Genomic DNA, 26,181 nt, shown 5'->3' with positions numbered 1-26,181 from the left:
TGTCCGGCGGACGCAACTGCCGGGACCGTCCGACAGGAGCGCCAGTGCCTTTTGGGGATAATCCGAGCCTGATGCGCGTCTGCGCGACCCTCTTTTCCAGTCTTCCAGCCCACGCGCATGAACAATCCCCCGCCGACCGCCGATCCCGGCTCGCCCGAACCCGCGCAGTGCGACGTGCTCGTCATCGGCGGCGGCCCGGCCGGCGCCACGGCCGCCGCCCTGCTGGCCCGCCAGGGCCGCAGCGTCGTGATGCTCGAGAAGGCGCACCATCCGCGTTTCCACATCGGTGAATCGCTGCTGCCGGCCAACGTGGCGCTGTTCGACAAGCTCGGCCTGCGCGACGAACTGGAGCGCATCGGCATGCCCAAATGGGGCGTCGAGTTCGTCTCGCCGGACCACGACCACATCACCCGGCTCGAGTTTTCCGAGGCCTGGGACAAGACCATGCCCTATGCCTGGCAGGTACGGCGCTCCGAGATGGACGAGATCCTGTTCCGCCATGCCGCCGCCCAGGGCGCCCAGGCCGTCGAAGGCTGCCGGGTGCGCGAGGTCGCCTTCGACGCCGACGGCGCCGATGTGCTGGCGGTGCTGGACGACGGCGCGCAGCGCCGGTGGCGCGCGCGCTTCGTCGTCGATGCCTCGGGCCGCGACACCTTCCTGTCGAACAAGCTCAAGGCCAAGCAGAAGAACCCGAAGCACAACAGCTCGGCGCTGTTCGGCCACTTCACCAACGCCGAGCGGGCGCCGGGCAAGCTCGAAGGCAACATCACGATCTTCTGGTTCCAGCACGGCTGGTTCTGGTACATCCCGCTGGCCGACGGCAGCACCAGCGTGGGCGCGGTCTGCTGGCCCTACTACCTGAAGTCGCGCAAGAAGCCGCTGAAGGATTTCTTCGCCGACACGATCGCGATGTGCGAGCCGCTGGTGCAGCGCCTGAAAGACGCCGCGCTGGTCGACGACGCGGTCTACGCCACCGGCAACTACTCCTACACCAGCACCCATTGCAGCGGCGAGCGCTACCTGATGCTGGGCGATGCCTATGCCTTCATCGATCCGGTGTTCTCCTCCGGCGTCTACCTGGCGATGCACAGTGCCTTCGTCGGCGCCGAGGTGGTCGCCACGGCGCTCGACCAGCCCGCCCGAGCCGCGGCCGAACGGCGGCGCTTCGAGGCGGAAATGCGCAAGGGTCCGCGGGAGTTCTCGTGGTTCATCTTCCGCGTCACGAACCCGACCATGCGCGAGTTCTTCATGTATCCATCGAACCCCCTGCGCGTCAAGGAGGCGCTGATGTCGCTGCTGGCCGGCGACATCTACGGCAAGACGCCCATCTGGCGCTCGCTGCGCGTCCTCAAGACAATCTACTTCGCGGTCTGCGCCGCGCATCCGCGCCGGACCTGGAACGCCTGGCAGCGCCGCCGGCGCAACATCCGCGATCTCGGGCCGCTCGCCGGCGAAAACATCGTCGAGGCCCAGTGACCGCACGACTCCCCCTGACCACCCCGCCCCTGCGCGTGCAGCGCCTCAGCCTGGCGCAGGGCCTGGCCCTCGCCGCCGACAGCCCGGCACTGTTCGGCGCATTGGGCTACGGCACGCCCGACGGGCTCGCCTGGATGCCGACCGTGAACGCCCGCGTGCTGACCAACGGCCCCCCGATGGCCGATGTCTGGCATGCCAGCGAACACATCGAGTCCGGCACCACCGGCGTGGTGCGCTGGCGCTGCGACGGCCACTGGATGCTCGGCGCCATCGACCTCGACGAGAACGTGGAGCGCAGCGGCGTCGCCGCCCTGGCCGAGCGCGCCTATCGCGATCTCTTCGCCGCGCTGGAAGCCACCGGCTGCGCCCACCTGCTGCGGATCTGGAACTACCTGCCGCAGATCAACGGCGACGGCGGCGGACTGGAGCGCTACCGGCAGTTCAATGCCGGCCGGCAGCAGGCCTTCGTCGACGCCGGCCAGGCGGCCTTCGACGGCGCTCCGGCGGCCTGCGCGCTGGGCATCCACCAGGGCGCGCTGAGCATCCGCTTCCTCGCCGGCCGCACGGCCCCGCTGGCGGTCGAGAACCCGCGCCAGGTCTCCGCCTACCGCTACCCGCCGGCCTACGGGCCCCGCGCACCGACCTTCTCGCGCGCGGCGCTGGCCGAGATCGGCGGCGGCGACGTCGCGCTCTTCATCTCGGGCACGGCCAGCATCGTCGGCCACGAGACCGTGCACGTGGGCCAGCTGCTGCCGCAGCTCGAGGAGACGCTGCGCAACCTCGCCGCCGTGATCGCGGCCGCCAACGCGCGCACCAGCGCCGTCTTCGATCTGTCGGCGCTCGACTGCGTGGTCTACGTGCGCCATGCCGCCGATGCGCCCCTGGTGCGTCAGGCGCTCGAAGCGGCGCTGGGCCCGGCGGCGCACACGGTGAGCCACGCGGTCTACCTCGAAGCCGATATCTGCCGCCAGGACCTGCTGGTGGAGATCGAGGCCCATGCGGTGGCACGCGGCGCCCTGCTCCCCTGATGGGTCGAGGCCATCGATGAACCGGCTGCTTCGTCTGGGACTGTCGATCCCGTTCGCGCTGCCGCTGTATGCGCTGCTGGTGCTGCTCGGTGCCATCTCGCTGCCATGGAACATCGCCGCGATGCTGCTCTACCCGGTGCTGCCGGTGGCCACCGGGCGCGCGCTCGGCCGCCGCGCCATCGCCTTCGCCTACCGCTTCTTCTGGGCTGCCGCTTCGCTGAGCGGCATGATGCGCATCGACGCCGATTGCCTCGACGCCCTGCGCGACGAACGCGGCCTGATCCTGGTGGCGAACCATCCGACGATGCTCGACGCGTTGCTGCTGGTGGCCCGCCTGCCGCGGAGCGCGTGCATCATGAAGGCCGACCTGATGCGCAACATCTTCCTGGGCGCGGGCGCCCGGCTGGCGCGCTACATCCGCAACGACTCGGCGCGCACGATGGTGCGGCTGGCGGTCGACGACCTGCGCAACGGCGGCCAGCTGGTGATCTTTCCCGAAGGCACGCGCACCGTCACGCCCCCGCTCAACAGCTTCCGGCCGGGCGTCACGCTGATCGCCAAGCTCGCGCAGGCGCCGATCCAGACCGTGTTCATCGACACCGACTCGCCTTACCTGGGCAAGGGCTGGCCCTTGTGGCGGGTGCCGCCGCTGCCGATCGTGTTCCGCCTGAGCCTGGGCCAGCGTTTCGCGCCCTCGCAGGACAGCAACGCGCTGCTGCAGCAGATCGAACTCTATTACCGCCAATCCATGGAACAGCGCGCCCCCGACGCGCAGCCCGCATGCCAGACGTCTCGCGCACCCACCTTGTCCTGATCCCCAGCTACAACACAGGAGAACGCCTGTTCTCGACGGTCAAGGCGGCACGTGCGCAATGGAACCCGGTGTGGGTGGTGATCGACGGCAGCACCGACGGCACCGGCGAGCGGCTGCAGCGCATGGCCGCGGAAGACCCCGGGCTGCGCGTGCGGGTGCTGCCGCACAACCAGGGCAAGGGTGCCGCCGTGCTGCATGGCTTGCGCGAGGCGCAGCAGGCCGGCTACACCCACGCACTGACCATGGACTCCGACGGCCAGCATCCGGCCGACCTGATCCCGACGTTCATGCAGGCCTCGCAGGCGCGGCCCGAGACGATGGTGCTCGGCCGTCCGGTCTTCGATGCCAGCGCCCCGCTGCTGCGGGTGCGCGGGCGCAGGGTCTCGAACGGCTGGACGCAGCTGGAGACGCTGTTTGCGGGCGTGGGCGATTCGCTCTACGGCTTTCGGGTGTACCCGGTGGCGGACCTGATCGCGGTCATGGCGCGGCAGCCATGGATGCGCCGCTTCGACTTCGACACCGAAGCGGTGGTCCGGCTGGCCTGGCGCGGCGTCAAGCCGGTCAACATCGATGCGCCGGTGAAGTACCTCACGGCGGAAGAAGGCGGCGTGTCGCACTTCCGCTATGGGCGAGACAACCTGCTGCTGACCTGGATGCACACGCGGCTGATGGTGGAGTTCGTGCTGCGGCTACCGGGGTTGATGATTCGCAAGCTGCGGGGGGTGGCGCCGTTTCAGGCGTGAGCTTGCTTGCTCGCTTGAGCGGGGCGGCGAGTGGCGGGGGCGGCGGCGGCAGGCGGTATGCCCCGGGCCGGCCGACGTCACCGGCCGCTTCGCGGCTTCCCTGCGCTGCTCGCGACAGGCGGGGTCCGCGCAAACTCGCTCCGCTGCGCTCCACTCAAACACGCGCGGCCCTGATCCGCCTGCCGCTCCGCTGCTCGGCGGTGCCTCAACGGCCAGCCCGGGGCATACCGCCCGCCACCGCTGACACGTCGGGGTTGCATCGGCGTTGGAGACGACACGGATCTTTGATCACCCCCTGAGCCCGGCCCGCACCGCGTGCCGGGCGCCCGTCCCAATGGGCCAAGGCCAACCTCTAAATCATCCCGCCGTTGATCGAGATCACCTGCCCCGTGATGTAGGCCGCCTCGTCGCTCGCCAGGAACCCGGCCAACGATGCGACCTCATCCGGCGTCCCGGCCCGCTTCGCAGGCACCATCTGGTTGATCATCGCCGCGTCGAAAACGCCATCCGCCATCGGCGATGCGATGATCCCCGGCGCGATCGCATTCACAGTCACACCACGCGCCGCCACTTCGAGCGACAAGGCCTTGGTCGCACTGTTGAGCGCACCCTTGGCCGCCGCATAGTTGACCTGCCCGCGATTGCCGGTCAACGAGGCCACCGAAGAGATGTTGATGATGCGCCCCCAGCGCGTGCGCAGCATCGGCAGCAGCAGCGGCTGCGTGACGCGGAAGAAGCCGTTGAGCGAGACGTCGATCACCTTGTGCCACTGCTCGGGCCGCATGCCCGGCAACACGGCGTCGTCGTGGACGCCGGCATTGTTGACGATGACTTGCACCGGTCCGCCCTCGAGCAGGCGCTGGCAGGCCGCCTGCGCCGCGTCGTCGCTGCGCAGATCGAAGACCACGCACTCGGCCTTGCCGCCGGCGGCGGCGATGGTGGCGGCCAGCTGCTCCACCGACTCGGGCCGCGAGTTGGCGTGCAGCAGCACGGTGGCGCCGTCGCGCGCCAGTCGCTGCGCAATGGCGGCGCCCAGGGCGCCGCTGGCGCCGGTGATCAAGGCGCGTTTTCCGATGAGACTCATGCGTTGGTTTCCATGGCAAGCGGGGTGTTCAGGACGACGACCGCCCGGCCCTCGGCCAGCGGCCGCCCGGTGGCGTCAGTGACTGCGAATTGATAGAGGACCTGGCTCTGATCGCCGGTGAGCCGCTGCGCATGCACCTGCAGGTCGCCCGCGATGTCGTCGATGCGGGCCACGCTCAGGCGCACATTGCGCGCACTCGCCAGGAACCCGGCCGAGGGCTCGCTGCCCTCCGCCGCCAGCAGGCCGCCGTGCAACGCCATGGCCTGCGCCGCATACTCGATCAGGTTCGGCGACAGCAGGCCGGAGGCGGTGCGCAGCGGGTTGTCCGGATGCGCATGCGAGGCGGTCGTGCAGTGGATGGATTCGGCATCCCATGCGGCGAGACGGTCGAGCAGGCACATGCTGCCGCTGTGCGGAATGCGCCGCGCAATGCCGGCGCGGTCGAGGGTCTGGGGTGCGGTCATTCGGCTTCCTTGATATCGGCCACCAGCAGCACGTTGGCAAAGGGCGTGCCTGCGCTCATCGGGATGCTGTGGACCTTGAATCCGAGCCGCTCCAGCAGCAGCATCCAGTCGTCGAGCGGCCGGCCCCAGGTCGGCGACGCGCGGTGGCCGCGGATCCGGGTCACGGTGCGGTCGACCCACTGACTGATCGCAAAGCCGCGCCGGCTGGCGGCATCGCCGACCCGCAGCAGGAGACGTCCGCCGGGCTGCAGGGCGTCGCGCACGCGGCGCAGCACGCCCTCCTGGGCGTCGAGGTCGACGTAGTGCAGCACATCGAGGATCACGACCAAGTCGCTGGGCGGCAAGGCGGCCCGGCACATGTCGGCGCAGACGAACTCCGGCGCCGGCTGCAGGTGGCCGATCGACGCCTGGGCGCGCGCCACGTCCTTCGGCATCAGCTCGATGCCGGTGTAGCGGATCGCGGCCGGCGCTGCGCTCCAGGTGGCGGGCCATGCACCCGGGCGCGACTGCAGCGTGCCGAGGGCCGACAGCAGGCTCGCGAACAGGCCCTGCCCGCAGCCGATGTCGACCACCCGGCGGCGATGCGCGCCGATCAGGCCGCGCTCGACCAGGCCACGGAAGACCGGGTCGCGGCCCAGTTTGCCGCGCGCGAAATGCCAGGCGAACTTGCCGGCCTTGCGGTACGGCGCGCTCGCGTGCTCGTGGATCTGACGCCACGCGGCGTCGGTGGAAACCGGGTTCATCGTTCAGCCAGGGCCTCGGGCAGGGTCACGGCACGCAGGCCGTCGGATCGGATTCTGGCCAGCAGCGACGGCAGCACCTCCAGGACGACCGCGCGGCCGCCCTCGGTGCGCGCGGCATGCCCGTCGTGCAGCAGCAATATGTCGCCGGCCTTCAGGCCCTTCTCGAGTCGCGCCAGCACGATCACGGGATCGCCCTCGCGGGTGTCGAAGCCGCGCCGCGTCCAGCTCACCAGCGACAGGCCCAGCCGGTGCAGCACCGGCGCCAGGAAAGGGTTGCGCAACCCGGCCGGAGCCCGGAAGCAGCTCGCCCGCTCGCCCGTGACCTCGAACAGCAGGGCCTGGGCGCGCGCGATCTCGGCCTCGAAACCGCGCGGCCCCAGGAGCGAGAAGTCGTGGCGGTGCCCCGCCGTGTGGTTCTGGATGCTGTGGCCGCGGGCGACGATCTCGCGCGCCAGCGCCGGATGCGCGGCCACCCGCTCCGCGATGCAAAAGAAGGTGGCGCGCTGGCCGTGGGCGTCCAGCAGGTCGAGCACCTGGGGCGTGACCTCCGGGTCGGGCCCGTCGTCGATCGTGAGCGCGATCTCGTGGCGCGCCGCGGCGGCGGCGGGCAGCCGCGTCATGTTCGGCCCCAGCAGGCTGCTGCGCGGAGTCAGCCCGGCGGCGGTGATCAGCACATGGTTCAACACCACCGCGGCAATGGCCCAGGGCAGCGCACCGGGCACCGTCACCGCGGCCCCGAGGGCGAGCAGGTGCCAGCCGATGCTGGCGCGCACCAGCGGCGGCCACGACCAGCGGGTCGCGGAAGGAGGAGCAGGAACGACGGCAGCCATGGGGGTCGATTTTCCCATCAGCGCGGGCCGGTCCCGGAAGGAGCGGCGGTGCGCGCGAAGGCCGCCGACAACAGCAGTGCCAGCAAGGCGCCGGGCGCCACCACCCGGCCGATCGAGGACAGCGCCGGAATGTCGGAGATCGCGATCAGCCCGAACGACACCACGGTCGTCAGGTTGGCCAGCATCAGCGAGGCCAGGGTGTCCTCGTCGGCCCGGCCGGTCTCGCGCAGCTGGTCGAAGAACAGCGCGTAGTTCGACCCCACCGCCACGATCAGCAGCAGGCCGACCAGGTGCAGGATGCCCAGCGGCACGTGCAAGGCCGCCATGCCGCCGAGGGTCAGCACCACGGCGACCACCAGCGGCAGGCAGACAGCCAGCAGGCGGCGCCCCGAGCGCAGCCAGGCGGCCAGCAGCACCACCACCGCGAGAGCACCCAGCATCACCTGGACGAACGCATCGCGCAGATAGCGCTTGTAGAGCCCGGACAGTTCGTCGCCGACATTGACCACCTGCACGTCGGGCAGGCCGTCGAGCGCGGCCGCCAGTCGGGCGGGGTCGAAGCTGGCGCCCGGGTGCAGCGAGATCAGCGTCGACCAGCCGCCGGCGGTGCGCTCGAACATCAGTGCTCCGACCACCGCGTCGAGCGGCGTGCCCGCCAGGTCGGCGCGCCGGATCATGGGCAGCGCCCGGGCGGCCTGCACGTCGGCGATGAAGGGCTCGAGCCGCGCAGCCGGCAGCGGCAGGCCCTGCGTCGCTTCGGCCAGGCGGCTGCGCAGGGTCGCGGCGTCCGGCAGGCTGGCGATGCGCGCCGCCTGCGACGCCTCGCTCGGCAGCACGCGGGTGACGGTCTCGAAGCCCGACAGATCGCCCTTGTCGACCAGCGCCTCGAGACGCTGGCCGGCCGCCTCGGTGCTGCGCAGCGTGGCCTGCATGTCGCTGCCATGGACCACGACCAGGGTGCCGCCGTCGCTGGCGCCGACGTCTTCGCGCAGTTCGGCGTCGAGCGATTGCATCGCCTTCGGCACCGGGCTCATGGCCCCGAGGTTGGCGCGCCAGAGATAGCCGCCCTGCCACAGCACCAGCGCCAGTGCCGCCACGCCGAGGCCCGAGAGCAGCCAGCGCAGGCGCGGCAGTCCGCGCACCAGGAAGCCTGCCAGCTGGGCCATCTGGCGCCGCATGCCCATGCCGGTGGCGCCGTCGGGGGCCAGCACCGGCAGCACGAAGCGCGCGACCAGCGCCGCCGCGACCAGGCCGGCGATCGAGAACACGCCGAGCTGCGCCAGCCCCGGGAAGCCCGAGAACACCAGCGCCGCGAAGCCGCAGACCGAGGTCAGCAGCCCGAGCCGCACCGTGGGCCAATGGATGTCGCGCCAGCGCTGCCAGCCGGTGCCGGCGACGGCGGCGCCGCGGGCCTGGATCAGGTAGTAGATCGCGTAGTCGACGGTTTCGCCGATCAGCGTGCTGCCGAAGCCCATCGTCAGGCCGTGCACTTCGCCGAAGACCAGGCTCACCGCCGCGGTGCCGCCGACCACGCCGGTGGCGACCGGCAGCAGCGCGATCACCAGCGCCCGCGGCGAGGCGAAGGCCAGCAGCAGCAAGGCGCCCATGACGATGCCGCCGACCACCGCCAGGTGGATCGCCTCGCCCTTGATCTGGTCGCGGCTCTGGACCGAGAACACGGGCGCGCCCGTCATCTCGAGGCTCGGACCGTCGCCGGCCATCTCGCGCGTGGCCTCGTCGAAGGCGCCCTGCACGCGCGCGATCGCCAGGGCGATGGCGTCGAGGTCGCCGCCGGCAGCATGCGTGGTGGCGAGGATCAGCGCCCGCGGCGCGGTGCGCGACACCCAGACGCCCTCCTCGCTGCGCGGCGAGCTGGCGGGAATCAGGCCTTCGGCGATGCGCTGGGTCTCGCCGGTGGGATCGCGGTCGAGCAGCGGCTTGAGCGCGTTGCCGGCCGGCGTGCCGAGCATCGACAGGCTGTCGAGGATCGCGTCGCGCAGCCCGGCGGCACTGAAGCGCTCGGGCGTCAGCCCGGCCGCCAGCAGGTAGCGGTGGTCGAAGACCCAGGTGCCGGTGTCCTTCCAGTCGCTGGTGTCGCCGTTCTGGACCAGGTCGAACAGCCGGCTGTCGCGCATCGCACGCGCGACCGCGCGCGACACCACCGCCCGCTGCGCCGCGTCCCGCCCGCCCTCGATGCCGATGAAGATCGTGCGCGAGGCGATGCCGCTCTGCAGCTGCTCGATCAGGATCTGCTGCCGCGCGTCGGGGCTGGCCGGCAGGAAGGCCGACAGGTCGGCGCTGAAATGGGTGCGCGCGATCAGCGTGGCACCGGCCAGCAGCGCCAGCAGCCAGAGACCCAGGGTCAACGCGACACGGCGGCGACCGGGCGCGGCAGCGGCTCGGGTCACGGGGTGGTGCGCGCCGATGCCGCGGAGGGGGCGGACGGAACGGCCGCCGTGCCGGCGCCGCGTTCGGGCGTGATCGCCATCACCGAGCGGTCGCCGCCGATGAACTCCATGTCGATGCCCAGCACCTCGCCGCCGCGTCCGCTCAGGCGCATCGAGCGCACCTGGGCCGCCAGCCGCGGGTCGATCGGCTCCAGGTCCAGGCGCCAGCCGGTGGCCGAGCCGGAGAGCGTGCTGCGAAAGTAGCGCTGCAGGCTCTGGCCGTTGCCGCTCAGCGTGCCGCGCATGGCCTCGACCATGCCGAGCAGCTCGGGCATGCTGTCCAGGGCCAGAGTGCGCGTGCGGCCGCCGCGCGACAGGGTCAGCGTATTGCCCTCGACGCTCATCGTCTCCGGCCGCGGCGACAGCGTGCGGCGGACCAGGCGGTCGGGGGCCGTAAAACTCAGCACGCCGCTGGCGTCCAGCGGGCCTTCCAGGCCCCGCACGAAGCGCTGCTCGGTGAAGCGGGCCTCGCCGCTCTTCTGCTGCGCCAGCAGGCCCATCAGCTCGGGCAGGTCGAAAGCCCAGGCTGACGAGGCTAAAAGCCAGGACAGCATCAGCGCGGCCAGCGCCCTGCCCCAGCGTTCAATGCGGATCTTCGAGCCAGAAATCATGAAAGTTGAACCAGTTGTACGGGTAGGCGCGACACAGCGCCTCGAGCCGGGCCACGTAGGCTTCGAGCGCCGCGCGGATGCGCCGTTCCCGTTCGGCCGGGTCGCTCGCGCGCTCGCTGAAATCGGCCAGCGGCTCGAACAGCACATCGTAGCGGGCGCCGCCCACGTAGAGGCCGGCCATGAAGAAGACCTTGCGGCGCAGCAAGGCGGCGAGCCGGAACGGCCCGTCGTTGAACAGCGCCGGTCGGCCGAGAAAAGGCACCTCGATGCTGCTGCCGCGCTGCTGGCCCGCCTCCTCGGGCCCGGCCAGGGTGCGGTCGGCCAGCAAGCCGGCGAGGCCCCCGGAATCGAGCCAGTCGCGCAGGTCCAGCATCGAATGCGGCCGCCCGAGCGCGATCATGTGCGGCCGCAGCTCGGGCAGGCTGATGGCGTTGAGCACCGCGTTGATCTGCTGCGCGTTGTCGGGGTACATCACCATCGCGGGACGCAGATCGGCCGGCGCGCCGGCGCGGTGCTTGCACGCGCCCAGCGCCTCGAAGCTGCCGACATGGGCGCCGAGCATGAAGGCGCCGCGGCCGGCGTTGACCTCGACTTCGACCGGCGCATTGCCGAACACCCGGATGTCGAACAGGTCCATCCGCCCGCGCAGGAAATAGAGCCGGTCGAGCACGGTGGAGGCGAAGGCGTGCAGCAGGCGATAGCCGTCGGCCCAGCCGGCCTTGGGACCGACGGCTCGGAACAGGTAGCGTTTGATGTGGCGCCGCGGGGTCGGCGAGAACAGCAGGAAGTAGAGCGAGATCGGATGCAGGATCAGTCGGGTCAACGGCCGCCCGCACAGGATCGCGATGGCGCAGATGACGCGCAGCGCGAGCATGTTGCTGCGCTCGGGCGCGCGCGACCACTCGGCCTGGCGCGACTTCGCATCGCCCGGCTCGGGCGGCGTTGCGCTCATAGCGTAGCGCCAGGCACCCAGCGTCCGCTGACCGCCACCACCGTGCCGCTGCGGACCTCGAAGCGCAGGCCCCGGGCGGCGCCGGTCTCGGGCACCAGGTCGATCACCAGCGTGCTGCCCGGGCGCACCGGCGCCAGGAACTTGGCCGCGGCCAGGGTCGGCTCGGTGCCGAGGCGCGCGGCCAGTGCGGGCACGCCGTGCACCGCTTCCAGAACCTCGGCCAGCAGCAAGGCGCCCGGCATCAGCGGCTGGCCCGGAAAGTGGCCGGCAAAGGCCGGGTGGTCCGCGGCCACTTCGCGCGTGACCTGCACCGGCGTGCCGTCGGCGGCCAGCTGGGCCAGCGCGAACTCGCGCAGCGAGCGCGCCGTGAGCTTGCCCGTGCCCTCGCGCGGGAAGCCCGCCACGTGCACCACCCGGCGCGGCACGAAGACCGCCTCGATCCGTTCGCGCAGGGCCGCGATGATCGCCGCGGCATCGAGCCCGGGCGCGACCACGAAGGCCACCGGCCGCACCACGCCGTCCGCCACGTCGTCCGGCAGCCAGAAGGCGCCGTCGACCACGCCCGGGATGCTGTTGAGGTGATGGTTCAGGTAGCCCAGCGAACTGCGCCGCCCGGCCACGTGGATCAGGTCGTTGGCCCGGCCGAGCAGCCGGAAGCGCCGGTCGTCGACCAGTTCCAGGATGTCGGCCATCGGCGTCGGCTCGGGAATGAAATCACCCGAGAAGATGAAGCGCTCGACGCCGGCCGCGTCATGCTCGGCCTGGACCCGGATCTCGCCGAAGGTCTCCCAGACCTCGCTCTGGGTCGGCCGGCGGGTCGCGACCTGGCCCGATTCGGTACTGCCGTAGATCTCGATCAGCGCGCCGCCCATCGCCTGCTCGGCCTGGGCCGCCAACTGGGGCGACAAGGGGGCCGTGGCCGACAGGATCAGGTCGACCGGCGGCAGCGCGATGCCGGACAGCAGCAGCGTCTTGAGGTGGAACGGCGTCGTCACGAGCGCCCGCGGCTGCGGCACCGAGGCCAGCGCCTCGGCCACGTCGGCGGGAAAGAACGGCCGTCCGCTGTCGAAGGCGGCGCCGCCCAGCAGGGCGAGCAGCACCGAGGACTCGATGCCGTAGCTGTGCTGGACCGGCACGGTGGCGACCAGCGTCAGACCGGCCAGCGACGACCGTCCGAGCAGGCCGGCCAGGCGGCCGACCGCGGCCTGGACATCGCCGAACAGCGTGCCCCAGGTCTTGGCATGCGGCTGCGGTGCGCCGGTCGAACCCGAGGTCAGGAGGCTCACCGCATGCATGCCGGCGGCGAAGGACGGCAGCGGCGGCTCCGGGCCATCGACCGTCGGCGCACGGTCTTCGACCTGCACCCGCGGCAGGCCGGGGGTCTCGAGCGCCGGGTCGTCGATCACCGCATAGGCGGGGTCGCCGATCTCGTGCAGCCGCGCCAGCGTGTCGGGGCGCGCATCCGGGGGCAGCAGGCTGGCTTCGCCGCGCACCAGGGCCGCGGCCAGCGCGACCGCGAAGGCGTAGCGGTCGACGCACAGGTTCACGACCGGACCACCCGGCAGCAGCGCCGGCGCGAAGCGGGCGACATCGGCCAGGAACTCGCGCGCGCTCACCGGGGTGCCGGCGCGCCAGGCCAGGGGTTGGTCGAGGTCGCGCTGCGCCAGCAGCGGCAGGAAGGTGTCGGGACTCAAGGGATTCGCCAGGTTCAGTGCCGCGCGGAGGGGTCCGCCGGCGCACCATAGAAGGCGCGCACCGCGTCGATCATGCGGGTGCGCTCGAATTCGGGATGCAGCCGGTAGCGCATCAGGTGCTCGCCGACGAACAGGCCGGCCACCAGCAGCGGCGTCAGCAGGTTGGCCAGCACCGACCAGGCCGCGAACGACAGGCTCGCGTAGACCGCGATCGACGCCACCACCATCAAGGCGAAGTACAGCGTCCAGACCCGCGTGACCTGGGCGGTGTAGATGCGCATCGCCGGCGACAGCGGATGCACGCGCTGGGCGAACTGGCCGATCAGCGACAGCCGGTCGCCCCGCAGCGTGCTGCCGAACCAGCCGCAGAGCAAGGCGTTGATGCCGGCATGCTGCAGCACATAGAGACGATTCGGGTCACCGGCCTCGCCCAGCAGCACCAGCGCGAAGCCCGCTACCCCGGCCAGGCCGGCCAGCGCCAGCCCCCAGCGGCCGAAGCGGCTGCCTGCGAGACCGAGCGCGGTGAGCCACAGCGGGCCCAGCAAGACCACGACGGCCCAGGGCTCGGCCGCGTGATAGAGCATCATCCAGTGCGACACGCAGGCATAGCTCACCCCCGCCAGCAGCAGGAGCGCCATGCGCCATCGGGACATGGATCAGGACGTGCCGCGGTGCGCCGCGACATGCGCGGCCAGGCTGCGCAGCGATTCGAAGATCTGCTGGTTGCGCTCGTCGTCCGAGCGCAGTTGGAAGCCGTACTTGCGCGACACCTCCAACGCGACTTCCAGGATGTCGATCGAATCGAGCCCGAGGCCTTCGCCGTACAGCGGTGCGGTCGGCACGATGTCGGCCGGGGCCACTTCCAGGTTGAGCGACTCGACCAGGAGGACAGCCAATTCATTCTCGAGGGGTGACTGTTCGGAGGCGTCGCCAGCGGCGGGAACGGGGGATTGGGCAGTCGATGACAAAGGAGAACTCCGGGTCTTGGGGAATTGTCGCAAAGAGATACGCGAAGACGCCTTCGGTCACACCGGAGGAAGCTTCGCATGGGGTCGCGATTATAGGAGGCCGGCTTCGCTAGACTGGGCCCCTTCGAACGACCGGAAAACCCCATGGCCGACCCTCTCCTCATCGCCCGCCACGGCAGCATCGAATGCACCCTGCTCCCGGGGCTGGCCAATCGACACGGCCTGATCACCGGCGCCACCGGCACCGGCAAGACCGTCACGCTCCAGACCATCGCCGAAAAGCTGTCGTCGATCGGGGTGCCGGTGTTCATGGCCGACGTCAAGGGCGACCTCACCGGCGCCAGCCAGGCCGGCAGCATCGGCGCCAAGATGGCGGGCATCCTGAAAGAGCGCGGGCTCGACCTGCCGACGCCCCTCGCCTGCCCGGTCGCGCTGTGGGACGTCTTCGGCGAGCAGGGCCATCCGGTACGCGCCACGGTGTCCGACATGGGCCCGCTGCTGCTGGGCCGGATGCTCAACCTGAACGAGACCCAGTCGGGCGTGCTGAACCTGGTGTTCAAGATCGCCGACGACAACGGCCTGCTGCTGCTCGACCTCAAGGACCTGCGGGCGATGCTGCAGCACGTGGGCGAGAACGCCAGCCAGTTCACGACCGAATACGGCAACATCAGCGCCGCCAGCGTGGGCGCGATCCAGCGCGGCCTGCTCGCGATCGAGAGCCAGGGCGGCGACAAGTTCTTCGGCGAGCCGATGCTCAACATCGCCGACTTCATGCAGTCGGTGGACGGCAAGGGCGTGATCAACATCCTGGCGGCCGACAAGCTCATGAACTCGCCGCGGCTCTACGCCACCTTCCTGCTGTGGATGCTGTCGGAACTGTTCGAACAGCTGCCCGAGATCGGCGACCCCGAGCAGCCCAAGCTGGCGTTCTTCTTCGACGAGGCCCACCTGCTGTTCAACGAGGCACCCAAGGCCCTGGTCGAGCGGATCGAACTGGTGGTGCGGCTGGTGCGCTCCAAGGGCGTGGGCGTGTTCTTCGTCACGCAGAACCCGCTGGACATCCCGGATTCGGTCCTGGCCCAGCTCGGCAACCGGGTGCAGCATGCCTTGCGGGCCTTCACGCCGCGCGACCAGAAGGCGGTGAAGGCGACCGCCACCACGATGCGCCAGAAGCCGGGGCTGGACATCGAGGCGGCGATCACCGAGCTCGCGGTCGGCGAGGCGCTGGTGAGCTTCCTCGACGACAAGGGCCGCCCGAGCGTCACCGAACGCGTCTTCGTGCTGCCGCCGGGCAGCCAGATCGGCCCGATCACGCCGGCCCAGCGGCAGGCCCTGATCGCCAATTCGCTGGTGGCGGGCGTCTACGAGAAAGCCGTCGACCGCGAGTCGGCCTACGAGAAGCTCAAGGGCCGCGCCGCGACCGCGCCCGATGCGCCCGCCACCGCCGGCAAGCCCGGCGCGCCGGCGGCGCCGGAGTCGGGCGGTGTCATGGGCAGCCTCAACGAGTTGCTGTTCGGCTCCACCGGGCCACGCGGCGGCAAGCACGACGGCCTGGCGCAGACCATGGCGAAATCGGCCGTGCGGACCATGGGCACGACGGTGGGGCGCGAGATCCTGCGCGGGGTGCTGGGCGGGATCTTCGGCTCGAAGACCAGGCGATAGCCTGCGGCCAGCTCACCAGCGCAGCAGCCGGGGCCCGATCAGGGCGCCGGCGACCACCGGCAGCGCGATGCCCGCCACGTACCAGACCGCGATGTACGGCGCCGCCAGCTCCGGGCAATGGAGGGCGTAGACCATCGCCCCGGCGCCGCCGGCCAGCGCGCCGGCCGCCGCGCCGGCCAGCGCCGGCCGGGTCGGCGCGAGGCCCTTGAGCGCCCACAGCAGGGCCGCGAACATCGGCAGCGACACCACGGCGATGTCGATGGCGCAGCTGCGCCAGGTGTGCCCCATGACCAGCGCCGCGCGCTCTTCGACCGGCGCGGAGAGCAACGCCACCAGGGCCAGCAGCCAGATCAGCAGCACCGGCGCCGCCAGCCCCAGCCACGCGCCCCGAACCCGCACGCCCGGACGCGCCAGCCGCTGCACCACCACGAACGCTGCCAGGGCGATGCCGGCGCCGAACAGCAGGCGAACCCAGAACATCGGCCAGAACATGGCCTCGATCAGGTCGCGCCGCACGCCGTAGGCCATCAGCATCCAGGCCGCCGAGACCGGCAGTGCGATCGCCAGCGCCACCCCCAGCCGGCGCGACACCGCGCGCCGGCGCACCGGGGCGGCATCCGCCGCCAGCAGGGCGACCAGTTGGTCGGTTCTCATCGGCTCCCCCTGATCTTCTGCGCCAGCGCCTTCAGTCCGCGGTGAACGCCCACCTTGACCGCCGATTCCGACATGCCGGTCAGGCGCGCGGTCTCGGCGACCGACAGCCCTTCGAGCCGGGTGTGGACGATCGGCAGCCGATGGCGGTCCGGCAGCGTCGCCAGCAGGCCCGCCAGGTCGCGCCGCGCATCGCTGGCCTCGGTGGCCGACTCGGCGAACACGGCGAGGTCGTCGTCCAGCGGGTCGTGCAGCGCCTCGCGACCGGCCCGCGCCCGCAGCAGGTCGATCATCTTGTAGCGCGCGATCGCATGCACCCAGGCGGTCAGGGGCTGGTCGGGCTGGTAGGTGTGGCGCTGGTTGTGCATGGCGAGAAGACATTCCTGGACCAGGTCCTCGACCTCGTCGGGCCAGCCGAACAGTCGCCGGGCCAGGAAGGCGCGAAGGTGCGAGGCAAGCTGCTCCAGGAAGCTGCGATAGGCGGCCGCGTCGCCGGCGAGCCCGCGCACGAACAACCCGTGCAGCCGCAACTCCGCTTCGCTTTTCGCCATCGGGCTTCTCTCTGACATTCGGGCAACGGCCGCGGCCGGTTACAGGCGCAGCCAAAAAAAGAAGACCGCCGGATTGTGCCGTGACGGCAAGCACGAACCGCGAGGCCCCGGGTTTACGGCAAATGGCGTATGCGCCAGCTTGCCAGTTCCCGGAGCCATCGGTACATTGTGTTTTTTGAGGGCCCGCAATGTCCGTAGACACCGTTCCGACTCCTTCTTCCGCTTCCGTTCCGACCGCTTCCCAGCCCTCCCCCGACGCCGTGCCGCCCGAGCCGGCCGCGCTCTCCCCGACCCTTCCCGGGACCCCTCCCCCTCGCAGCCACATCCGCCTGACCTCGCATGCCGGCGGTTTCGGCGCCCTGCCGATCCAGTGGGGCGCGGCGACCGCAGCCGAGCGCGGCCCGGTGGTCGGCACCACCACCAAGCGCGCGCATCGCAACGTCATCGGCACCCACAGCGGGTCCTACAGCGTCTACCGGGCGCTGGCCGTGGCCGCCGGGGCCCTCTCGCCGCACCACAAGGCCGACCTCACCAACACCTCGCCGACCGACGCCATCGGGCCCTACCCGCAATGGAGCGAGCCCGGCCGGATCGTCTCGCTCGACCCCTGGGGCGCGGTGGTGGCCGACGCCTTCGCAACCGAACTCGCGGCCGGCTACGACATCCGCCCGACCATCGCGATCACCAAGGCCCACGTGATCCTGCCCGAGGTGATCGAGGCCCTTCAGAGCGGCCGCCTGAAGGCCGACGGCAAGTTCCTGACCGCCGGCGGCGCGGCGATGGTCACCAAGGCCGCCATCGAGCCGGTCTGGTACCTGCCCGCGGTGGCCCAGCGCTTCGGCTGCTCAGAGACCGACCTGCGCCGCGTGCTGTTCGAGGAGACCGGCGGCATGTACCCCGAACTCGTCACCCGCTCCGACCTCGAGGTGTTCCTGCCGCCCATCGGCGGCCAGACCCTCTACATCTTCGGCAACGCGCGCGACCTCGCCAACCCTGAAGTCGAGCTCACCGCCCGCATCCACGACGAATGCAACGGCTCGGACGTGTTCGGCTCCGACATCTGCACCTGCCGCCCCTACCTGACACATGCCATCGAGGAGTGCATCCAGGGTGCCCAGCGCGGCGGCGTCGGCCTGATCGCCTACTCGCGCAAGGAGGGCCGGGCGCTCGGCGAAGTCACCAAGTTCCTGGTCTACAACGCGCGCAAGCGCCAGGTCGGCGGCGACACCGCCGACCAGTACTTCGCCCGCACGGAGTGCGTGGCCGGCGTCCAGGACATGCGCTTCCAGGAGCTGATGCCCGATGTCTTCCATTGGCTCGGCATCCGCAAGATCCACCGCCTGGTGTCGATGAGCAACATGAAGTTCGACGCCATCACGGGCTCGGGCATCGAGATCGGCACCCGGGTCAACATCCCCGACGAACTGATCCCGGCCGACGCCCGGGTCGAGATGGACGCCAAGATGGCGGCCGGCTACTTCACGCCCGGTGCGGTGCCCGACGCCGAGGAACTCAAGAAGGCCAAGGGCCGGGGGCTCGACCAATGAGCGGCAGCAACTACGGGGTCGACCCCGAACGGCCGACCGCCAATCCCGGCGTGCTGAGCGCCGACGCCGAAGGCCATGTCGACCCGGCGGTCGAATTCGTCGGCGACACCGCGCACCCGGCCGGTGCCGCTGCCTTCCTGCGCACCACGCAGGCGGTGCGCAGCCGCGCCGCCGCGCTGCTGGCACGGGCCCGCGCGGGCGAATCCGAATGGTTCACGATCGGCAACGACGATGCCCTCGAGGACACGGCCCGCACGGTGGCCGAGGTCACGCGCGACCGCTATGCCTGGGGCCCGATCCCCTACCACAGCCGCTGGCGTCATTTCGAGGCCGGCGGCGTCAACCGTGTGGCGGCCCTCGACCAGCTGCTCGGCGATGTCACGGCGCGCCAGCGCGCCCGCGCCCACCTCGACCTGGTGCTGGTCAGCGTGCTCCTCGACGCCGGTGCCGGCCCCGACTGGCACTACTTCGAGGCCACCAGCGGCCAGCGCTTCACGCGCTCCGAGGGCCTGGGCATCGCCAGCTTCCATGCCTTCACCATCGGACTGTTCTCGTCCGACCCCGCCCATCCGCTGCAGGCCGATGCCGCCGGCCTGCGCGCCCTGGTCACCGACCGTCTGGGCGACGCCTTCCAGGTCAGCTCGGTCAATCCGCTGGTCGGGCTGGCGGGCAGGGCCACGCTGCTGCGCCGGCTCGGCGAAGCGATGCAGGAGCGGCCCGAGGTGTTCGGCGACGACGGCCGGCCTGGGGGCCTGTTCGATGCGCTGATCGGGCCGTACGGGCCGGCGGCGCCGCCCACCGCCGAGATCGCGGCCCACGACATCCTGTCCCTGCTGCTCGAATCGCTGTCGGGCATCTGGCCGGCGGCCAACGCGATCGACAGCGTCGCGGCCGACGGCAGCGATGCTGCGATCGGCTCGGGCGATCCGGCGCTGGCACTGGGCGACTGCTGGCGCCACCGTGCCGTGCGCGGGCCCGGCCTCACGAACGGCTGGATGCCTTTCCACAAGCTGTCGCAGTGGCTCACCTACTCGATGCTCGAGCCCTTCGAGTGGGCCGGCGTCAAGGTGCGCCACGTCGAGGCCCTGACCGCGCTGCCCGAATACCGCAACGGCGGCCTGCTGATCGACAGCGGCCTGATCGTGCCGCGCAGCCCCGCGTTTCTGCAGCGCTCGTGGAAGGTCGGCGACGAGTTCATCGTCGAGTGGCGGGCGCTGACCGTGGCCCTGCTCGACGAGGTCGCGGCGCGGGTGCGCCGGGTGATGGAACTCAGCGAAGAAGACCTGCCCCTGGCCCGCGTGCTCGAAGGCGGCACCTGGGCCGCCGGCCGTGTCATGGCACAGCGCTTGCGTGAGGGCGCACCACCCCTGCGCATCGAGAGCGACGGCACCGTCTTCTAGACTTCACATCCTTTTTTCACAACGACAAGAACGCCCTCGCGCCTTCCTCCAAATCCATGAGCAACGTCCACCTCGTCGACCACCCACTCGTCCAGCACAAGCTCACGCTGATGCGCCGCAAGGAGGCCAGCACCAACAGCTTCCGCCGGCTTCTCAACGAGATCAGCATGCTCATGGCCTACGAGGTCACGCGCGACATGGCCATGCAGGACATCGAGATCGAGACGCCGCTGGAGACCATGCATGCCAAGGTGATCGACGGCAAGAAGGTGGTGCTGGTGTCGATCCTGCGCGCGGGCACGGGCATCCTGGACGGCATGCTGAGCGTCATCCCGGGCGCCCGCGTCGGCCACATCGGCCTGTACCGCGACCCCAAGACGCTCACCGCGGTCGAGTACTACTTCAAGATGCCCGGCGGCATGGAGGAACGCGATGCGATCGTGGTCGACCCGATGCTGGCGACCGGCAACTCGGCCGTGGCGGCGGTCGAACGGCTCAAGGAGCTGAACCCCAAGTCGATCAAGTTCGTCTGCCTGCTGACCTGCCCCGAGGGCGTCAAGACCATGCAGGACGCGCACCCGGACGTTCCGATCTACACCGCCGCGATCGACCGCGAACTCAACAGCCACGGCTACATCCTGCCCGGCCTCGGCGACGCCGGCGACAGAATCTTCGGCACCAAATAACTTCAACTCAAGAACGAGGAGTCCACTGTGTCCCTACGCCGCCATCTGATCATCCGTTCGGTCGCCATCGCAGCCGCGCTCGCCGCGGGGGCGCCGGGCCTCGCGCTGGCGCAGGCCAAGCTCAAGGTCGCGGCGGTGTACACCGTGCCCTTCGAACAGCAATGGGTGGGGCGCATCCACAAGGCGCTCAAGGCGGCCGAGGCGCGCGGCGAGATCGAGTACACGGCCACCGAAAACGTCGCCAACGCCGACTACGAACGCGTGATGCGCGAGTACGCGACCGCCGGCAACCAGCTGATCCTCGGCGAGGTCTTCGGCGTCGAGGCCGCGGCGCGCAAGGTCGCCAAGGACTTCCCCAAGACCGCCTTCCTGATGGGCTCCTCGCTGAAGCCGCAGGCGCCCAACTTCTCGGTCTTCGACAACTACATCCAGGAGCCGGCCTACCTGTCGGGCATGGTCGCCGGCGGCATGACCAAGAGCAACAAGATCGGCATGGTCGGCGGCTTCCCGATCCCCGAGGTGAACCGCCTCATGAACGCCTTCATGGCCGGCGCCAAGGAGACCAATCCGAAGGTCGAGTTCAGCGTCAGCTTCATCAACAGCTGGTTCGATCCGCCGAAGGCCAAGGAAGCCGCCTTCGCGATGATCGACAAGGGCGCCGACGTGATGTACGCCGAGCGCTTCGGCGTCAGCGATGCGGCCAAGGAAAAGGGCAAGCTCGCGATCGGCAACGTGATCAACACGCAGGACAAGTACCCCGACACCGTGGTCGCCTCCGCGCTCTGGAACTTCGAGCCCTCGGCCGACCGCGCGATCAAGCTCGTGAAAGAAGGCAAGTTCACGGCCGAGGACTACGGCCCCTATTCGATGATGAAGCACAAGGGCTCGGAGCTCGCCCCGCTCGGCACCTTCGAGACCAAGGTGCCGGCCGACATCGTCGCCAAGGTGAAGGCCAAGCAGGCCGACATCCTCTCGGGCAAGACCACCATCAAGGTGGACGACAGCCAGCCCAAGTCGACCGCCAAGTGAGCGGCGGGACGCCGCCCGCCGCGGTGCTGTCACTGCGCGGCATCACCAAGCGCTTCGGCACACTGGTGGCCAACGACGGCGTCTCGCTCACGCTGCAGGGCGGCGAGGTGCTGGCGCTGCTCGGCGAGAACGGCGCCGGCAAGTCGACCCTGATGTCGATCCTGTTCGGGCACTACGTGGCCGACGCGGGCGAGATCGAGGTCTTCGGGCGGCCACTCGCGCCCGGCAATCCGAAGGCGGCGCTGGCCGCCGGCATCGGCATGGTGCACCAGCATTTCACGCTGGCCGACAACCTCAGCGTCCTCGACAACGTGCTGATCGGGACCGAGCCGCTCTGGCAGCCCTTCTCGCGCCGCCATGCGGCACGCACCCGGCTGCTGGCGGTGGCGAAGCGCTTCGGACTGCCGGTGCAGCCGGAGGCCCGGGTCGGCAGCCTGTCGGTCGGGGAACGGCAGCGGGTCGAGATCCTCAAGGCGCTGTACCGCGACGCCCGCATCCTGATCCTCGACGAGCCGACCGCGGTGCTGACGCCGCAGGAAAGCGAGGCGCTGTTCGCCACCCTGGCCCAGATGGTGGCCCAGGGCCTGTCGATCATCTTCATCAGCCACAAGCTGCCCGAGGTGCTGCGGGTGTCGCACCGGATCGCGGTGCTGCGCGGCGGCCGGCTGGTGGCCGAGGCCCGCGCCGGCGACACCACGCAGGCGCAGCTTGCGCTGTGGATGGTCGGCCATGCGATCGAGAACACGGTACGCCGGCCGGCCGGCCGGGTCGGCGACGCGGTCTGCGTGCTCGACCACGTGCGCACCGGGGGCAGCGGCCACGATCGACTGTTGGACGTCAGCCTCTCGCTGCGGGCGGGCGAGATCGTCGCGGTGGCAGGTGTCTCCGGCAATGGCCAGGTGGCGCTGGCCGAGCTGCTGAGCGGCACCCGGCGCGCCATCGCCGGCACGGTCCGGCTGATGAGCCGCGAACTGCCGCCCACGCCGGCCCGGCTGGTGCAGCGCGGCGTGGCCCGGATTCCGGAGGACCGCCATGCGGTCGGTGTGGTGGGCGACCTGCCCGTGTGGGAGAACGCGGTCTCGGAGCGCCTGCGCAGCCGGGCTTTCTCGCGCTGGCTGTGGGTCCGGCGCGGCGCCGCGAAGGCCCATGCGCGCAGCGTCGAGAAGGCCTACGACGTGCGCGGCGCCGGCCTCGACGCACCGGCCCGGGCCCTGTCGGGCGGCAACATGCAGAAGCTGATCCTCGGCCGGGCGCTGATGGCGCCGGCCTCGGCCAGCGCGAAGCAGCGCACGCCGCGGCTGATCGTCGCGCACCAGCCGACCTGGGGCCTGGACATCGGTGCCGTCGCCTACGTGCAGCAGCAGCTGATCGCGGCACGCGATGCCGGCGCGGCGGTGCTGCTGATCTCCGATGACCTCGACGAGGTGCTGACCCTGGGCGACCGGGTCGCCGTGATGCATGGCGGCGAACTCGGCGAGCCGCGGCCCGCCGCCGCCTGGACGCGCGAGGCCATCGGCCTGGCGATGGCGGGCTCATGAGGCTCGAGCGCCGGCATCGAAGCTCGCGCGCCGCGCTGCTGCTGGCGCCGGTCGGCGCGGTCGCGTTCACCCTGCTGGTGAGCGCCCTGCTCGTGCTCTGGGCCGGCGCGCCGGTCGGACGCACCTATGCGCTGCTGCTGCAGGGCGGCTTCGGCTCGGTCTTCGCCTGGAGCGAGACCCTGACCCGCGCCGTGCCGCTGATCCTCACCGGCCTGGCGGCCACCGTGGCCTTCAAGGCCCGGCTTTTCAACATCGGCGCCGAAGGCCAGCTCTATGCCGGGGCGCTGGCCGCGGTGGCGGTCGGCGGCCTGCATGGCGGCACCGGCTTCGAGCTGCCGACCTGGCTGCTGTTCCCGCTCATGATGGCGGCGGCGGCGCTCGCCGGCGCGCTGCTGCTGCTGGGGCCGGCGCTCATGAAGAGCCGGCTCGGCGTCGACGAGGTGGTGACCACGCTGCTGATCAACTTCATCGTGCTGCTCGGGGTCTCGGCGATGCTCGACGGCCCGATGAAGGACCCGAGCGCGATGGGCTGGCCGCAGAGCGTCTCGCTGCAGTCGGAGCTGGAGTTGGCCAAGCTGGTCGTCCAGACCCGGATCCACACCGGGCTGCTGTGGGCCGCCGGGCTGGCGGTGCTGGTCTGGCTGCTGTTCAAGTACACCGTGATCGGCTTCGACATCCGCGCGGTCGGCGCCAACGCCCGCGCCGCGGCCTTCGCGGGCGTTCCGGTGACGCGCACCGTGGTGTGGGTGGCGCTGCTGTCGGGTGCCCTGGCCGGCCTCGCAGGCGCGATCGAGGTCGCCGGGCGCACCAGCTACGTCACCCTGGACATGTCGCCCGGCTATGGCTACAGCGGCATCGTGATCGCGATGCTGGCCGGGCTCCATCCGCTCGGCGTGCTGGCGGCGGGCGTGTTCGTCGCCGGGGTGCTGGTCGGGGCCGACACCATGAGCCGCGCGATCGGCGTGCCGACCTACATCGCCGACGTGATCGTCGCCGCCTCGCTGATCGCGGTGCTGGTCGCCACGCTGCTGACGCAGTACCGGGTGCGCCTGAAATGACCGACATCGCCGACATCCTGTCGAACGCCTCGTTCTGGGTCGCGGTGCTGCGCATCGCCACGCCGCTGATCTTCGGCACCCTGGGCGTGCTGCTCTGCGAGCGGGCTGGCGTGCTGAACCTCGGCATCGAGGGCATCATGGTCGCCGGTGCCTTCGCCGGCTGGCTCGCGGTCTACGCCGGCGCGCCGCTGTGGGCCGGGGTCGGCGTCGCGGCGCTGGCGGGTGCGCTGTTCGGCCTGCTGCATGCGTTCCTGACGGTCGGCCTGGCGCTGTCGCAGCATGTGTCGGGGCTGGGCATCACGCTGCTGGCGACCGCGCTGAGCTACTACGGCTACCGCGTGAGCTTCCCGAAGGTCAACACGCCGCCGACCGTGACGCCGTTCGCGCCGATGGACTGGCTTCAGGTGCCGGTGCTCTCGGCGCAGACGCCACTCACCTTGCTGGCGCTGCTGTTGGTGCCGCTGCTCGCCTGGGTGCTGTACCGCACGCCGGTCGGGCTGGCGGTGCGCATGGTCGGCGAGAATCCGCAGGCGGCCGAAGGCCAGGGCGTGTCGGTCGCGGCCACGCGCACCGGCGCCATCGTCGCCGGCTCGGCGCTGATGGGCGTCGCGGGCTCCTTCCTCACGCTGTCGGCCTTCAACGCCTTTTTCTTCAACATGGTCAACGGCCGCGGCTGGATCTGCGTGGCACTGGTGGTGTTCGCATCCTGGCGGCCGGGCAAGGCGCTGCTGGGCGCGCTGCTGTTCGCCTTCTTCGATGCGCTGCAGCTGCGGCTGCAGCAGTCGGGCGATGCCGTGCTGCCCTACCAGCTCTACCTGATGCTGCCCTACCTGCTGTCGATCCTGGCGCTGGTGCTGGTCGCGCGCAAGGCGAGCTACCCGCAGGCACTGATGAAACCCTACCGAAAAGGAGAGCGCTGATGCTCGACCTCCTCGTCCAGAACGCCACCCTCCCCGACGGCCGCACCGGCATGTCGATCGCAGTGCAGGACGGCCGCATCGCCGAAGTGACGGCGGGCCTCGATGCACCGGCGACGCAGAAGCTCGATGCCCAAGGCCTGCTCGTCGCCCCCCATTTCGTCGACCCGCACTTCCACATGGACGCCACGCTGAGCTACGGCCTGCCGCGCATCAACCAGAGCGGCACGCTGCTCGAAGGCATCGCGCTGTGGGGCGAGCTCAAGCCGCTGCTCAAGGCCGAGGCCCTGATCGAGCGTGCGCTGGCCTATTGCGACTGGGCCGTGGCCAAGGGGCTGCTCGCGATCCGCAGCCATGTCGACACCAGCGATGCCAGCCTGCTGGCGGTCGACGCGCTGCTGGAGGTCAAGCGGCTGGTGGCGCCGTACCTCGACCTGCAGCTGGTGGCCTTTCCGCAGGACGGCGTGCTGCGTTCGCACGGCGGCGTCGACAACCTGAAGCGCGCGCTCGACAAGGGCGTCGACGTGGTCGGCGGCATTCCGCATTTCGAACGCACGATGGCCGACGGCGCCGCCAGCGTGAAGCTGCTGTGCGAGATCGCCGCCGAGCGCGGCACGCTGGTCGACATGCACTGCGACGAATCCGACGACCCGCTGTCGCGCCACATCGAGACCCTGGCCTTCGAGGCCCAGCGGCTCGGACTGCAAGGCCGGGTCACGGGCTCGCACTGCACCTCGATGCACTCGATGGACAACTACTACGTCAGCAAGCTGCTGCCGCTGATCGCCGAGAGCGGCGTCGCCGTGGTCTCGAACCCGCTGATCAACATCACGCTGCAGGGCCGCCACGACAGCTACCCCAAGCGCCGCGGCATGACCCGGGTGCCCGAGCTGATGGCCGCCGGCGTCAACGTCGCCTTCGGCCACGACTGCGTGATGGACCCCTGGTACGGCATGGGCTCGGGCGACATGCTGGAGGTCGCGCACATGGGCCTGCACGTGGCCCAGATGACCAGCCAGGCCGGCATCCGGCAGTGCTTCGACGCCGTGACCGTCAACGCCGCCCGCGTGATGCACCTCGAAGACTACGGCCTCGCGGCCGGCTGCGACGCCAGCTTCGTCCTGCTGCAGGCGCGCGATGCGGTCGAGGCGATCCGGCTGCGGGCGACGCGGCTCAAGGTCTATCGCAAAGGCAGGCTGATCGCCGAAACGCCGGCCGCCACGGCCGCACTGCACCTGGCCGGCCGGGCGTCGACGACCAGCTGGATGAACCCGCGGGCCTGATCCGG

Annotated in this window: 25 protein-coding genes; 13 read left to right on the top strand and 12 right to left on the bottom strand. The window is 70.8% G+C overall.

Going from position 1 to position 26,181, the window contains the following annotated elements:
* Nucleotides 1-117 precede the first annotated feature (117 nt).
* The 4 genes from QTI17_RS06285 to QTI17_RS06270 are packed head-to-tail and all read left to right on the top strand — an operon-like array spanning nucleotide 118 to nucleotide 4,061.
* Nucleotides 118-1,476 (top strand): NAD(P)/FAD-dependent oxidoreductase, encoded by a 1,359-nt coding sequence (locus tag QTI17_RS06285; RefSeq protein WP_286531783.1) that lies wholly within the window; start codon nucleotides 118-120, stop codon nucleotides 1,474-1,476.
* On the top strand, nucleotides 1,473-2,504 hold the full coding sequence (locus QTI17_RS06280) for a chorismate transformation FkbO/Hyg5 family protein (RefSeq protein ID WP_286531782.1): 1,032 nt from the start codon (nucleotides 1,473-1,475) through the stop codon (nucleotides 2,502-2,504). The genes QTI17_RS06285 and QTI17_RS06280 overlap by 4 nt, the downstream gene beginning before the upstream one ends.
* Before the next feature lie 16 nt (nucleotides 2,505-2,520).
* Nucleotides 2,521-3,318, top strand: coding sequence for a lysophospholipid acyltransferase family protein (locus tag QTI17_RS06275; RefSeq protein ID WP_286529154.1), 798 nt, complete (start codon nucleotides 2,521-2,523; stop codon nucleotides 3,316-3,318).
* Entirely contained in the window at nucleotides 3,285-4,061 is a 777-nt protein-coding gene (locus QTI17_RS06270) for a glycosyltransferase family 2 protein (protein WP_286531781.1), read from the top strand. Before QTI17_RS06275 ends, QTI17_RS06270 begins: the two co-directional genes overlap by 34 nt.
* Before the next feature lie 352 nt (nucleotides 4,062-4,413).
* Here the strand turns inward: QTI17_RS06270 and fabG are convergent, their stop codons facing one another.
* From fabG to QTI17_RS06220, 10 genes are read right to left on the bottom strand one after another with little or no spacing between them, the layout of a single operon-like run.
* Nucleotides 4,414-5,145, bottom strand: coding sequence for a 3-oxoacyl-ACP reductase FabG (fabG, locus tag QTI17_RS06265; protein WP_286531780.1), 732 nt, complete (start codon nucleotides 5,143-5,145; stop codon nucleotides 4,414-4,416).
* Nucleotides 5,142-5,609, bottom strand: a complete 468-nt coding sequence (locus QTI17_RS06260; RefSeq protein ID WP_286531779.1) for a hotdog family protein — start codon at nucleotides 5,607-5,609, stop codon at nucleotides 5,142-5,144. The genes fabG and QTI17_RS06260 overlap by 4 nt, the downstream gene beginning before the upstream one ends.
* Complete coding sequence (locus tag QTI17_RS06255; RefSeq protein ID WP_286531778.1) at nucleotides 5,606-6,352, bottom strand: class I SAM-dependent methyltransferase; 747 nt, start codon at nucleotides 6,350-6,352, stop codon at nucleotides 5,606-5,608. The genes QTI17_RS06260 and QTI17_RS06255 overlap by 4 nt, the downstream gene beginning before the upstream one ends.
* A complete protein-coding gene (locus tag QTI17_RS06250) occupies nucleotides 6,349-7,200 on the bottom strand; it encodes a polysaccharide deacetylase family protein (protein WP_478138502.1) in 852 nt (283 codons plus the stop codon). Before QTI17_RS06250 ends, QTI17_RS06255 begins: the two co-directional genes overlap by 4 nt.
* Nucleotides 7,200-9,590, bottom strand: coding sequence for an MMPL family transporter (locus tag QTI17_RS06245; RefSeq protein ID WP_286531776.1), 2,391 nt, complete (start codon nucleotides 9,588-9,590; stop codon nucleotides 7,200-7,202). The genes QTI17_RS06250 and QTI17_RS06245 overlap by 1 nt, the downstream gene beginning before the upstream one ends.
* A complete protein-coding gene (locus QTI17_RS06240; protein ID WP_286531775.1) occupies nucleotides 9,587-10,240 on the bottom strand; it encodes a LolA-related protein in 654 nt (217 codons plus the stop codon). Before QTI17_RS06240 ends, QTI17_RS06245 begins: the two co-directional genes overlap by 4 nt.
* A complete protein-coding gene (locus QTI17_RS06235; protein ID WP_286531774.1) occupies nucleotides 10,212-11,192 on the bottom strand; it encodes a lysophospholipid acyltransferase family protein in 981 nt (326 codons plus the stop codon). Before QTI17_RS06235 ends, QTI17_RS06240 begins: the two co-directional genes overlap by 29 nt.
* Nucleotides 11,189-12,886, bottom strand: coding sequence for an AMP-binding protein (locus QTI17_RS06230; RefSeq protein WP_286531773.1), 1,698 nt, complete (start codon nucleotides 12,884-12,886; stop codon nucleotides 11,189-11,191). The genes QTI17_RS06235 and QTI17_RS06230 overlap by 4 nt, the downstream gene beginning before the upstream one ends.
* A 14-nt stretch (nucleotides 12,887-12,900) precedes the next feature.
* The gene (locus QTI17_RS06225; RefSeq protein ID WP_286531772.1) at nucleotides 12,901-13,539 is read right to left on the bottom strand and encodes a COG4648 family protein; all 639 of its coding nucleotides are present in this window, start codon (nucleotides 13,537-13,539) and stop codon (nucleotides 12,901-12,903) included.
* Nucleotides 13,540-13,542: 3 nt separating this feature from the next.
* Complete coding sequence (locus QTI17_RS06220) at nucleotides 13,543-13,854, bottom strand: phosphopantetheine-binding protein (RefSeq protein ID WP_286504364.1); 312 nt, start codon at nucleotides 13,852-13,854, stop codon at nucleotides 13,543-13,545.
* A 144-nt stretch (nucleotides 13,855-13,998) separates the two neighbouring features.
* Here QTI17_RS06220 and QTI17_RS06215 point away from each other — a divergent pair, with 144 nt between their 5' ends.
* Nucleotides 13,999-15,516, top strand: a complete 1,518-nt coding sequence (locus tag QTI17_RS06215) for a helicase HerA-like domain-containing protein (RefSeq protein WP_286531771.1) — start codon at nucleotides 13,999-14,001, stop codon at nucleotides 15,514-15,516.
* Nucleotides 15,517-15,528: 12 nt separating this feature from the next.
* On the opposite strand, the gene QTI17_RS06210 is transcribed toward QTI17_RS06215, so the two are convergent.
* Both QTI17_RS06210 and QTI17_RS06205 read right to left on the bottom strand, forming a co-directional pair.
* On the bottom strand, nucleotides 15,529-16,170 hold the full coding sequence (locus QTI17_RS06210) for a DUF1109 domain-containing protein (protein ID WP_286531770.1): 642 nt from the start codon (nucleotides 16,168-16,170) through the stop codon (nucleotides 15,529-15,531).
* Entirely contained in the window at nucleotides 16,167-16,718 is a 552-nt protein-coding gene (locus QTI17_RS06205; protein ID WP_286531769.1) for a sigma-70 family RNA polymerase sigma factor, read from the bottom strand. The genes QTI17_RS06210 and QTI17_RS06205 overlap by 4 nt, the downstream gene beginning before the upstream one ends.
* A 188-nt stretch (nucleotides 16,719-16,906) precedes the next feature.
* Here QTI17_RS06205 and QTI17_RS06200 point away from each other — a divergent pair, with 188 nt between their 5' ends.
* From QTI17_RS06200 to QTI17_RS06165, 8 genes are read left to right on the top strand one after another with little or no spacing between them, the layout of a single operon-like run.
* A complete protein-coding gene (locus QTI17_RS06200; protein WP_286531768.1) occupies nucleotides 16,907-18,265 on the top strand; it encodes a GTP cyclohydrolase II in 1,359 nt (452 codons plus the stop codon).
* Nucleotides 18,262-19,665, top strand: a complete 1,404-nt coding sequence (locus QTI17_RS06195; protein WP_286531767.1) for a DUF1688 family protein — start codon at nucleotides 18,262-18,264, stop codon at nucleotides 19,663-19,665. Before QTI17_RS06200 ends, QTI17_RS06195 begins: the two co-directional genes overlap by 4 nt.
* Before the next feature lie 56 nt (nucleotides 19,666-19,721).
* A complete protein-coding gene (gene upp, locus QTI17_RS06190; protein WP_286367663.1) occupies nucleotides 19,722-20,351 on the top strand; it encodes a uracil phosphoribosyltransferase in 630 nt (209 codons plus the stop codon).
* A 27-nt stretch (nucleotides 20,352-20,378) separates the two neighbouring features.
* The gene (locus tag QTI17_RS06185) at nucleotides 20,379-21,380 is read left to right on the top strand and encodes a BMP family protein (RefSeq protein WP_286531766.1); all 1,002 of its coding nucleotides are present in this window, start codon (nucleotides 20,379-20,381) and stop codon (nucleotides 21,378-21,380) included.
* Nucleotides 21,377-22,918, top strand: a complete 1,542-nt coding sequence (locus tag QTI17_RS06180) for an ABC transporter ATP-binding protein (protein WP_286531765.1) — start codon at nucleotides 21,377-21,379, stop codon at nucleotides 22,916-22,918. The genes QTI17_RS06185 and QTI17_RS06180 overlap by 4 nt, the downstream gene beginning before the upstream one ends.
* Nucleotides 22,915-23,976: an ABC transporter permease gene (locus QTI17_RS06175; protein WP_286531764.1), complete on the top strand. Its 1,062-nt coding sequence runs from the start codon at nucleotides 22,915-22,917 to the stop codon at nucleotides 23,974-23,976. Before QTI17_RS06180 ends, QTI17_RS06175 begins: the two co-directional genes overlap by 4 nt.
* Complete coding sequence (locus tag QTI17_RS06170) at nucleotides 23,973-24,896, top strand: ABC transporter permease (RefSeq protein ID WP_286531763.1); 924 nt, start codon at nucleotides 23,973-23,975, stop codon at nucleotides 24,894-24,896. The genes QTI17_RS06175 and QTI17_RS06170 overlap by 4 nt, the downstream gene beginning before the upstream one ends.
* Nucleotides 24,896-26,176 (top strand): amidohydrolase family protein, encoded by a 1,281-nt coding sequence (locus QTI17_RS06165; protein WP_286531762.1) that lies wholly within the window; start codon nucleotides 24,896-24,898, stop codon nucleotides 26,174-26,176. The genes QTI17_RS06170 and QTI17_RS06165 overlap by 1 nt, the downstream gene beginning before the upstream one ends.
* Nucleotides 26,177-26,181: the final 5 nt, after the last annotated feature.

The sequence above is a fragment of the Variovorax sp. J31P179 genome, from assembly GCF_030316985.1.
GTDB classification, from domain to species: domain Bacteria; phylum Pseudomonadota; class Gammaproteobacteria; order Burkholderiales; family Burkholderiaceae_C; genus Variovorax; species Variovorax ginsengisoli_B.
Note: the sequence above shows the minus strand (reverse complement) of the source record. Positions and strands in the feature narration are given on the sequence as shown.